This window comes from Streptomyces sp. NRRL B-24572 (assembly GCF_002156145.1).
GTDB lineage: Bacteria > Actinomycetota > Actinomycetes > Streptomycetales > Streptomycetaceae > Streptomyces > Streptomyces vietnamensis.
This window is the reverse complement of sequence record NZ_MWIG01000600.1, coordinates 1-10,035: the sequence shown is the minus strand read 5'-3', so window position 1 is coordinate 10,035 and position 10,035 is coordinate 1. Positions and strand designations below refer to the sequence as shown.

Genomic DNA, 10,035 nt, shown 5'->3' with positions numbered 1-10,035 from the left:
CACCACACCGGCGACAACGTCCACGGCGCCCGTGTGGGCCTGGACGAGGTGCTCGGCGCGTTCCCCGGGATCGGGGCCGCCGCCCGCAACGTCCTCACCACGGGCAGGCACTGGCGGGCACTGACGCTCCCCGCCCGCCCCGCCGCCGCGGACCGGGTGCCCGGCCGGACCGCGAGGGTCCGGCGCCGCTCAGCACGAGCCGGCGAAGTCCTTCGACAGGACGTGGTCGACGAGGGTCAGGTCGTCCACCCAGTGGCCGTGCCGGTACCGGGCCCCGTGCTCCGCGCCGCCCCGCCGCATCCGCTCGCCGCGCCGGGCGTCGTAGTCGGCGAGCCATCCGTGGACACCGGCGCCCGAGGCGTCCCAGGAGCTGCCGAGCGCGACGGCGTCCTCCAGCGCCCGGTGCAGGCAGGCGGTCTCCGGCCGGTGCGCCTCGTGCTCGCTGTCGCCGACCCTCGCGGTCCGGCCGGGCACCCGGTCCGCGGCGGCCGGGCGGGCGGGGAGCGTCAGTGCCCGCCAGTGCCTGCCCGTGGTGAGGACGTTGCGGGCGGCGGCCCCGATCCCGGGGAACGCGCCGAGCACCTCGTCCAGGCCCACCCGGGCGCCGTGGAGGTTGTCGCCGGTGTGGTGGTGCCGGGTCGCGGTGAGGCTCAGGTACCGGTGGTCGGGCAGCGGATAGTGCGAGAGGTGCCAGTCCCGTCCCATCCAGCAGATGGCCGCGCTCTCCTGCCACCGGTCGGCGACCGATTCCATGGGGACGACCGTGCGGTAGACGGCGAGCCGCTCCCCGGAGCCGCCGCGGCCCCGTTCCGTGTCGCGGTGGACGCCGGGGCGGGCGCCGTCCGTGAGGATCAGGACGTCGCCCGTCACGGTGCGCCCGTCGGAGAGGATCGCGCGCACCGTCCCTCCTTGCCGGGTGTGGCCGATGACGTGGCTGTCGGTGCGCAGTTGTACGGAGTCCAGCTCCCAGCACGCCTCGAGCAGGGGCTCGTACACGTCCAGCCGGTGGGCCGTCGCGTGCGCCAGGGAGGAGGGGTGGCCGCAGGCGGGCAGTTTCACCGAGGTGACCAGCTCTCCGGTCGAGCCGTCCCGGACGTGGAACGCGTCGAGCGTCAGCGACCGTTCCCGTACGGCGTCCCCGACGCCCAGCCCGTACAGGAGCTGGAAGTCCCGGGGGGCCAGCCGGACACCCGCGCCGCTCTCGGTGAGGGCCGGCCGCTGTTCCAGGACGAGCACGTCGTGGCCGCGCCGTCCCAGGGCGAGCGCGGTGGCCAGACCGCCGATGCCGCCGCCGACGACCAGGACGCGCAGCCGCGACGGGTCCGGGGCACTCGCGTCGACCGTCCACGGGGAGGGAACGCGGTCCGGGCGGGAAGGATCGGTCAACGCGGCGTCCATGTGTCCAGGCCCTCAGGCTTCGCCCAGGGTGACGACATCGGTGAAGATCTCCTCGTCGTGCTGCCGGGCGATGACCAGGATCCGCTGCCGGCCGGCCGGGGCGCCCGGGAGCGGACGGGCGTCGATCCAGCACGGCGCGTCGAGTTCCGCGTAACGGGTGAAGACGGCCTCCATGCCCACGACCGCGGTCGTCCGGGGCCATGAGGCCTGCGCGGCCTGGCGCGCCGCTTCCAGCAGCAGCATGCCCGGGGCGTGGTCGACCGGGTGGTCGAAGAGGATCGGGTGGGAGGTGTCCACCCGCAGTTGCCAGCGTCCCGCGCCGTCCGCGTGCGCGAGCACGACGTCCTCGTCGCGTCGTCCGCCCGTCACGGGCACGGGCGGCGGGGCGGGAAGGGCGCGGGCGTTGGCGCGCACGAGGTCGGCGTACTGTCCGCGTAACCGCCGGTACACGGCGCGGCCCTGAATGGTGAAGTGCGTCCGGGCCTCGGCCAGTCGGGCGCCCTCCCGCCACGCCTCCACGTGGAGGACCATGCCCGCGGCCCTCGTACCGCGGTACTTCACGTCGGTGGCCGTGACGCGCAACTCGACGTCGGCACCGTGCCCTTCGTCGCGCGCCGCGGCGGGGTCGAGCTCCCAGCGGAAGTCCTGCCAGAGCAGGTGGTGGTCGAGCGGTACGTCGTACGCGGCGTGCGAGAGCAGGGGCAGGGCCTGGCGTATCGACTCGCTGAGGAGCAAGGGGTCGAGCAGACCGTTCCGGTGGACGTAGAACCCGTGGGCCCGCGGCCAGCGGGCCGTGACGACGAAGGCGTCGGGACCCGTCCGGCACCAGCCGGTGAGCAGGACTTCCGACGGGTTCGTCTTGTGGGTGAAGACCTGGGGCACGTGCGCGGCGAATAAGGCCGCCTCACCGTGGACGAGGTCAAGCGATGACAAGGCAGTTCCCCCAACCGGCTCATGAGCCACTCACTCTGGCGCGTCAGCGCACGTCATGAAATGATAGAGGTCATTATTTTATTTTGTCGAGAGGGGGCAGGTGCAGGTGGAAGAGGGCACTCGACCCATGCAGCAGCGCGCCGTCCGCACGCGGGAGGTCCTCCTTCGGGCCGCCGCTGAGGTGTTCGACGAGGTCGGCTACACCCGGGCGAGCATCCTGAAGATCATCGACCGGGTCGGCCTGACGACCGGGTCCGTGTACTTCCACTTCAAGTCCAAGGAGGGACTCGCCCGCGCGGTGATCCACGAGCAGGCGAAGGACCTGGAGTTCCCCCCGGGGGAGCCCGGCCTCCAGCACCTGATCGACATGACCTTCTACCTCGCCGTGGAGATGCAGCAGAACACCCTGCTGCGCGCGGGCATCCGGCTCGCCGTCGAACAGAACGAGGCCGACCTCCACGAGTACGCGATCTACGAGTGGTGGGCCCGGAAGTTCCACGACGAACTGGTCGCCGCGCGACGCAAGGGCCAACTCCTCCCCGGGGCCGACGAGACCGCCTTCGCCTCCCTGCTGGTGGCCGCCTACACCGGCACCCAGATCATGTCGCAACTCTCCACCAGCCGGACCGACCTGCCGTGCCGGATCTCCGACATGTGGCGATGCATCCTGCCCGCCCTGGCGCCTGCCGACGTCATCGCGGGGATCACCCTTCCCACCGCCCTCGTGCAGGAGCGCGCGTGACCCTGCGGGTCGTCGTCACCGGGCCACCGGGTTCATGGACTCCAAGGCCCTGCGTGCCGTAGCGGACTCCGTGGCGGGCCGGACCGGTCGAGGTCCGGCCCCTCCGTCCGCACCGCCCCTCCCGGCCCGTCCGGCGCGCCCCCTGGGCGGGGTCTTCCGAACCGCTTTCACGGAGACCGCCCCCTCCCCCGGTCCGGAACCGACCCCGTCGACCGGTGGAACAGCAGTACCCTCCGCGAGACCGGCAGCGCCACCGTCCCCGGGCGGGTACGGGAGGCAGATCGCGTTCGACGTCACCTCGTCGCCCCCAGCGGCCGGCCCCTGCGGCTCCGTCACCCACCTCGCCTCGACCACGATCCGGCGTCTTGAAAAATATGTAGACCGGTCCATTCTTCAATCATGACGGGAACCAAGGGAGCCGAGACCGGCTTGCGGCTGGCGGAGTCGATGCTGGAGTTGATCCAGCGGCACGGATACGGCGGTACGGGACTCAACGCGGTGGTGGAGCACGCGGGCGCCCCGAAGGGGTCGCTCTACTTCCACTACTCCCAGGGGAAGGAGGCGTTGGGGCAGAAGGCCATCGCGCTCGCGGCCGCATGATTCGGCTCTCTCGTGACCGGCTCGGCGACGGGTCCCGGCACGGCGGGCGAGGCGCTGGGCCGTGTGATCGACGAACTGACGGGATGCTCGACGACAGCGACTTCCAGCTGGGATGCCCGGTCTCGGTGGTGACGCTGGAGATGGGCGGGGAGAGCGAGCGGCTGCGCGACGCCTGCGCCGAGGCCTTCGAGTCGCGGATCGCGCAGCCGTTCGCTCTCTCCTCTCCCCGTGCTCCGCGCAGAACGTGGGCTCGCTGACCGAGGTGTCCCCGACCTTGGCCGTGTCCAGGTCCAGTTGGCCCCCGGCCGGGGCGGCCGCTCCGTTGCAGCCGGGGGAAAGCTCCATCCGGCCGGCGGGCGTCTCGTCGTCGAGTGCGGCCGCCACCTGCGGCGGACTCGTACCGAACCGGAGCGGTCCCACCCGTTCCAGCGGTACCCGTTCCCAGCGGGGCCGGTCGTGATCCGGCGTCACCGGCCAGACCCCCGGGTTCTTCTCCTGCCGGCGGACATCGCGCCAGTGGACGATCGGCGCGGCCCCGTACGGATCGTCGGCGATTCCAGGGCCGGCGAACAGGGCCATGGCGACCACCGTGTCTTTCCGCTCCCCATGCCCCTCGGACGGGACACGGCCGGTCGGCTCGACCTCCCCGGCCCTGACCAGCGGGCCCTCCGATGCGACGGACGGCCGGTGTCGACGGAGAGAGGGTCCCGCCCCCTTCATGCCCGCCCGCGGCGCCGCCGTCAGTCCCGGCGGCAGCCGTACGCCGCGGCCACCTCCGCCAGTCCCTCCAGGCCGCCGTCGGCACCGCCGCCACCGCCCACGCGAGCGAGCAGGAGCACCCGGGCCGGCACGCCGGCGGCCGCGTACGCGGCGAGCCGGTGATGGCCGTCGAGTACCGCACCGACCAGCCACCGCTCCTCGTGCCGGGCCTCCACGTACCGGTCGTCGATCCAGCCGAGAACCACGGCGGCGGGCCGCTCCCCCGCCGCGACGGCGGCCGCGTGCCGGGCGACGGTCGCCGGGTCGAGCGCCTCCGGCGGCTGCGAAGGGAGGACCGCGCCGTACGTGAACGGCACCCGGCCGCCCGGAACGGGCGCGGTGAGCTGGAAGTGCGGGACGCCGGGCCAGTGGTCCTCGGGACGGTCGTCGCCGTACTCGGAGTCGTCGCCGTACTCCTCCACCCGGCCCGCCACGCGGCGGTACCACCACGACCGGGCCGGCTCGGACACGCGCTCCAGCGGGAGGTCGAGCAGGAGGGCACGGTAGTGACCGGTCTCCAACTCGCCGAGCACCGGGCTCCATTCGGCGAGCAGCGCGGTGTCGAGTCGGTCCAGGCCGGCCAGCCGCCCGCGCATGCCGGCCGCGATCCGGGTCGCCTCGCCGTCCGGCCAGCCCAACAGCGTCAGGCCCAGTTCGCACGTGTCGCAGAACGAGCCGACCCGGTACAGCGGCTTCCCGTCGAACGTCAGGGACCGGTCCCAGCGCGGCCAGGAGGAGCCGGGCGACGGCAGGTCGGAGGCGACCCGGATCCGGCCCGCTCCCCCGTCGACGGAGAACCGGGCCCGCGCGCCGGACTCGACGACCAGGTCCCGCACCACCACGGGCTCGCGCTCGGTGCGCCCGTCGGCCCAGGCGGCGCGCACGGCTGCCGCGTACGCCGCCCCGCGCGCCAGCTCCGGCAGGAGCGGGTCGCGTCCGGTCAGCCGTACGAGCGCGTGGTGGACGTCGTGCACCCGTTCCTCGCCGCTCTCGGCCAGCCATCGAAGCAGGTGCGGCACGGCGGCGGAATCGCCCATCAGCTCCAGGGCGACGGTGAACGCGGTGTGGTCGAGCCCGGTCACCTCGGACAGCCGGCCGGCGATCGGGGCCGTCCACTCGCGGGCACCGAGACGGCCCAGCGCGAGCGCGGCGCGGCCGCGCGCGGCGGGGCTTTCGAGGAGGGCGCCGAGGCGCGGGGCGAAGGACGGGTCGCCGGAGAGTCCCATGGCGTCGACGAGTTCGGGGGCGGGCGGGCCGTCGGCGCGAGTACCGCTCCCCCTGGATTCCGGGGCCTCCTCCCCGTACGTACGCAGCAGCTCCGCGGGCAGCCGTAGTCCGCGTGCCACGGCGGCCCTCAGCAGGTCCCGGCGGTCCTCGGCGGCGAACGCGGGCTCGGCGAACAACCGCAGCAGGACCTCGTCACCGGTCTCGCCGAGCGCCCGGAGGAACCAGGCGAGGTAGGGGCGGAAGGCGGCCCGGTCCGCGTCCGACCGGTACAGCTCCTCGACCGCCTCGGCGAGGCCGCCGGGCCGGTCGGTGTTCAGCGCGTGCAGCGCGCTCCACGGGTCGTCGGCGCGCAGGGCGGCGCGCAGACGTACCCGGACGGTGTCGTGATCCCCCATGCAGGCAGTATCGGCCATGGCCTGCCGCAGCGGCGGCAGGTGGGCGCCGACCGCCGCACCGCCGACAACCAGCCGGCGAACCTCCGCCGCCCCCGCCGACCATCGGTCCGAGCCCTCGCGCCGGCGGCCGGCCGCCCCCGAAGCCGCCCGCCCTGCCCTGCCGGTCCGCAGCCCTGGCACCACCCCGCTGCGGCGGACTCCTCGAGTGCCTCTGGTGCACGCGCCGGACACGCCGACGCCGGTCAAGGAGGAACCTCGGTGACCGGGGCACGGTGGGCGTCGGCCACCCAGGCTCGCCCCCTCGTCATTCCCGGAGTGCGAAGGACGCCCGTTCCTGCCACTTCGTGCCGTCGTGGACGATCAGTTCGACCGACGAGACATGAGCGGTGAGGGGGAGATCGCCCAGCAGGTCGGCTTCGACCTCGTCCAGAACGGCGGGTTCTTGACGCTGGGCAACGGTGAGATGCGGGATCACTTCGGAGAACCGGCCTCCATACGGCGGAGTCTCCGGCCACCGGTCGGCGATCGCCCGTGTGAGCTGCCGCAACCGCGTGTCCGGTTCCGGGACGAGGTACAGGACTTCGGGGAGACGTCCGCATCTCTCGAATCGCAGGTCGAAGGCCCGGTGGCTGTGCAGGGTGTCGGCGATGGCCGAGTGGACGGAAACGTCCATGCGGCTCTCGTCGAGGAACGGGAAGAGCACGGTCACATGTGCCGGCACACCGGCTCGGGCTGAGGGGTCGAGCCGTTCACGCCATCCACGGACCGCACGTTCCACCTCGGGGATCTTCACTATGAGTGCTGTCTGGCCTGCCTGAAAGGTGCTGGAGCTGTCATCTGCCACGGCACGGCATCCTGCCACCCGGGACACGGCCGCCCACCCGATTATCGAGCCGGTCTGGATCTTGGAAGCCCTGACCGTCACGCATCACCAGGGGCTCAAGAGGTTCGGTGACCGAAGTGAGTACACGTACTCAGGTGTCGCCTGCCGGGCTTCTGCATGCTGGGCGCGAAGCCGGACCGTCTCGGGGAGACATACGCATGGACCATGCCATACGGCTGCGCGCAGCCACGCCCGACGATCACGACTGGATCCACGAGCTGCGGCACCGGGTGTACGCGGAGGAACTGGGCCAGCATCCGGTGCATCCGTCCGGGCGGTTGAGCGACGGGCTCGACGGCGACAACGTGTATCTCGTGGCCGCGCGCGGGGAGACGCGGATCGGTTTCGTCAGCCTCACCCCGCCGTGGGTCGGTCGCTACTCCCTCGACAAGTACCTGACGCGCGAGGAGCTGCCGGTCCTGTCGGAAGAGGCGCCGTTCGAGATCCGCGTCCTGACCGTCGAGGAGCGCTGGCGGTCCACCGTGGCGGCGCCGCTCCTCATGTACGCGGCGCTGCGCTGGGTCGCGGCGCGGGGCGGCCGCCGGGTGGTGGCGATGGGACGCACGGAACTCCTTGACATGTACCTCGCCGCCGGGTTGCGGCCGGTGGGGCGGACGGTCCGCTCGGGGGCGGTCTCGTTCGAGGTGCTGAGTGGTTCCGTGGCCGAGCTGACGAGGACGGTCCGGGAACGTCACGGCCGGACCTTGGAGCGGCTGCGGACGGGCCTCGACTGGCGGTTGGACGTGGAGTTCGCGCCGCGCGCGGACGGCTGCGAGCACGGCGGTGCCTTCTTCTCCGCGATCGGTACGGACTTCCGGACGCTGACCCGCCGTCACGAGGTGGTCGCGGCCGATGTGCTGGACGCCTGGTTCTCCCCGTCACCGAAGGTCCGCGCGGTGTTGTCGGAGGATCCGGGGTGGGCGGCGCGGACCTCGCCGCCGACGGGTGCGGAAGGGCTGCTCGCGGAGATCGCCGGGAGCCGTGGTCTGCCGGTGGAGTCGCTGGTCGTCGGGGCGGGTTCGTCCGATCTGATCTTCCGGGCGTTCGGCCGGTGGCTGACGCCGGGGAGCCGGGTGCTGCTCCTTGATCCGAGCTATGGCGAGTACGCCCATGTCACCGAGCGGGTGATCGGCTGCCGGGTGGACCGGCTCCGGCTGCGCCGGGAGGACGGCTGGCTGCTCGATCCGGCCCGGCTCGCCGCCGCGACCGGGAGCGGGCGGTACGACCTCGTGGTGGTGGTCAATCCGAACAATCCGACGGGCCGCCACGCTCCCGCCGACGCGCTGCGCGCGGTGATCGAGGCCTCTCCCGCGCGGACCCGCTGGTGGATCGACGAGGCGTATCTGGGCTATGTCGATCCTGCGGAGTCGCTGGCCGGGCTCGCCTCGGCCGATGCCCGGGTCGTGGTGTGCACGTCGCTGTCGAAGATGTACGCGCTGTCGGGGATGCGGGCCGCGTATCTGGTGGCCGACCCGGACACGGCCGGGGAGCTGCGCCGCTGGACGCCGCCGTGGCCCGTGAGCCTGCCGGCCCAGCTGGCCGCCGTGACGGCGCTGCGCGACCCCGGGTACTACGCGGAGCGCCGGGCGCGTACCGCGGTGCTGCGGCGGGAGCTCGCCGCCGGGCTTTCGGAGCTCGACGGTTTCTCCTCGGTCGACGAGGGGGTGGCGAACTTCCTCACCGTGACCCTGCCGCCGAGTGGACCGAGCGCGGCCCGGCTGGTGCACGAGTGCCGACGCCACGACGTCTATCTGCGGGACCTGTCGCCGATGTCCCCTGCGTACGAGGGACGGACCGTCCGGATCGCCGTCCGCGACACGGCGGAGAACGCACGGATCGTGGCGGCCTGCCGAAGCGCCCTGGACGCGCTGCGCACGCTGGCGACGGTGACGGTGGCGGCACCGGTCACGGCGGCGGATGTGCCGGGCGGCGGGGGTTCCCGGTGACGACGGTCCCCGGTCTCGTGCCGTACCTCGGCGGAGCACTGGCGATCGGCGGGCTCGCGGTGGCGGCGACCCGGCGGCGTGAGCTGATGGTCCGCTGGTGTGTGTGGGCGCTCGGCGTACCCGTGGTCACGGGTGCGTTCTGGCTCGGGCCGCCGGGGATCGCGGTGCTCGCGGCCGTGGTCGGGGTGGTCGCGGTGGCGGAGTTCGGCGGGCTGTTGCGGCTGGGCGCGGTGGACCGGGCGGCGCTCGGCGCAGCGGTCGTCGGGCTCGTCCTGACCGCCTGGCTGGCTCCCGGGGAGGTGCTTCGGGTCGCGGCGGTCGGGGCGCTCGCGATCGCGGGGGTGCCCCTGCTGTCGGGCGACGCCGAGCACGGGCTCCGTCGTCTGGGGGCGGGCGTGCTCGGGCTCGTGTGGCTGGGTGCCCTGGCCGGTCTCGTCCCGTCGGGTGCGGTGGGCCTCGTCCTGTTCGTGGCCGTGTCGATCGCCGACATCGTCGCGTACGGGGCTGGTCGCCGTCTCGGCGGCCCCCGGCTCTCCGCGCTGTCGCCCGCCAAACGGTGGAGCGGCACGCTGGCCGGGGCGGCGGCCGGACTGCTCACGCTCGCCGTGCTGTCGTCCCTGACGTGGCAGACGGCGGTGGCCGTGGCGGTCGGCGGGCCGCTCGGGGACCTGCTGGAGTCGATGGTCAAGCGGGGTGCCCGGGTGAAGGACGCCGGTCGTTGGCTTGCCGGCTCCGGTGGTCTGCTGGACCGTATCGACTCCCTCCTCGTCGCCCTGGCGGTGCTGCTGGTGCTGAGCCAGCCATTCGCGGTCTGGTGGGCGTTCGGTCTGCAGCCGCACCGATCGGAGACGTCTCCACTGTCGACCGCCCCGTACTTCGTCGACGAGGTCCACGACGTCGGCGGCCTCGGCGACCTCGTCCTGAAACTGATCCACTGACTGTTCGTCAGCATCTGCTTTCTGATAGTTGTTTCAGCGGGGTACGGGCACATGCCCGTGGCGGTGTCCCCCGGCACCGCAGGGAGGACGCACATGAGCACCACCATTCGGGACGAGATCCTCGCCGGCGAACAGCGGGCGGTGGACCACGCGTACGACTGCTACACGACGAAACTGGCCGAACTGAGCGGTACTTCGGCCAGTTTCGTCGTGT

The 10,035-nt window shown here is 73.0% G+C and carries 8 protein-coding genes and 1 pseudogene; 5 read left to right on the top strand and 4 right to left on the bottom strand.

Annotated elements, in window-relative coordinates:
* Positions 1-189: 189 nt before the first annotated feature.
* Both CCN56_RS31280 and CCN56_RS31275 read right to left on the bottom strand, forming a co-directional pair.
* A complete protein-coding gene (locus CCN56_RS31280) occupies positions 190-1,386 on the bottom strand; it encodes an FAD-dependent oxidoreductase (RefSeq protein ID WP_179200050.1) in 1,197 nt (398 codons plus the stop codon).
* Between the two features lie 24 nt (positions 1,387-1,410).
* Positions 1,411-2,331 carry a ScbA/BarX family gamma-butyrolactone biosynthesis protein gene (locus CCN56_RS31275; protein ID WP_179200049.1) on the bottom strand — a complete coding sequence of 307 codons (921 nt, stop codon included), beginning with the start codon at positions 2,329-2,331 and terminating at the stop codon, positions 1,411-1,413.
* A 127-nt stretch (positions 2,332-2,458) separates the two neighbouring features.
* Here CCN56_RS31275 and CCN56_RS31270 point away from each other — a divergent pair, with 127 nt between their 5' ends.
* The 3 genes from CCN56_RS31270 (at position 2,459) to CCN56_RS43950 (ending at position 3,930) form a co-directional block, all read left to right on the top strand.
* Positions 2,459-3,073, top strand: coding sequence for a ScbR family autoregulator-binding transcription factor (locus tag CCN56_RS31270; RefSeq protein WP_086831287.1), 615 nt, complete (start codon positions 2,459-2,461; stop codon positions 3,071-3,073).
* 399 nt (positions 3,074-3,472) lie between these two features.
* Positions 3,473-3,673 carry a helix-turn-helix domain-containing protein gene (locus CCN56_RS43955; RefSeq protein WP_218779470.1) on the top strand — a complete coding sequence of 67 codons (201 nt, stop codon included), beginning with the start codon at positions 3,473-3,475 and terminating at the stop codon, positions 3,671-3,673.
* Positions 3,674-3,756: 83 nt separating this feature from the next.
* Entirely contained in the window at positions 3,757-3,930 is a 174-nt protein-coding gene (locus tag CCN56_RS43950; protein WP_218779469.1) for a hypothetical protein, read from the top strand.
* Between the two features lie 483 nt (positions 3,931-4,413).
* Here the strand turns inward: CCN56_RS43950 and CCN56_RS31260 are convergent, their stop codons facing one another.
* Together CCN56_RS31260 and CCN56_RS31255 are read right to left on the bottom strand one after the other, a co-directional pair.
* Positions 4,414-6,054, bottom strand: coding sequence for a hypothetical protein (locus CCN56_RS31260; RefSeq protein ID WP_086831286.1), 1,641 nt, complete (start codon positions 6,052-6,054; stop codon positions 4,414-4,416).
* Positions 6,055-6,358: 304 nt separating this feature from the next.
* On the bottom strand, positions 6,359-6,898 hold the full coding sequence (locus tag CCN56_RS31255) for a 2'-5' RNA ligase family protein (RefSeq protein ID WP_086831285.1): 540 nt from the start codon (positions 6,896-6,898) through the stop codon (positions 6,359-6,361).
* Positions 6,899-7,095: 197 nt separating this feature from the next.
* Between CCN56_RS31255 and CCN56_RS31250 the strand changes: the two genes are divergently transcribed.
* Both CCN56_RS31250 and CCN56_RS31245 read left to right on the top strand, forming a co-directional pair.
* Positions 7,096-8,883, top strand: coding sequence for a histidinol-phosphate aminotransferase family protein (locus CCN56_RS31250; protein WP_086831284.1), 1,788 nt, complete (start codon positions 7,096-7,098; stop codon positions 8,881-8,883).
* Positions 8,880-9,677: pseudogene (locus CCN56_RS31245) on the top strand (phosphatidate cytidylyltransferase); the annotation flags it as partial. The gene CCN56_RS31250 and the pseudogene CCN56_RS31245, both read left to right, overlap by 4 nt.
* Positions 9,678-10,035: the final 358 nt, after the last annotated feature.

Bases quoted from the DNA above. Each gene is read 5' to 3' on its own strand.
- CCN56_RS43950 (WP_218779469.1), top strand. From the start codon at position 3,757: ATGCTCGACGACAGCGACTTCCAGCTGGGATGCCCGGTCTCGGTGGTG.
- CCN56_RS31260 (WP_086831286.1), bottom strand. From the start codon at position 6,054: ATGGGGGATCACGACACCGTCCGGGTACGTCTGCGCGCCGCCCTGCGC.
- CCN56_RS43955 (WP_218779470.1), top strand. From the start codon at position 3,473: ATGACGGGAACCAAGGGAGCCGAGACCGGCTTGCGGCTGGCGGAGTCG.
- CCN56_RS31270 (WP_086831287.1), top strand. From the start codon at position 2,459: ATGCAGCAGCGCGCCGTCCGCACGCGGGAGGTCCTCCTTCGGGCCGCC.
- CCN56_RS31250 (WP_086831284.1), top strand. From the start codon at position 7,096: ATGGACCATGCCATACGGCTGCGCGCAGCCACGCCCGACGATCACGAC.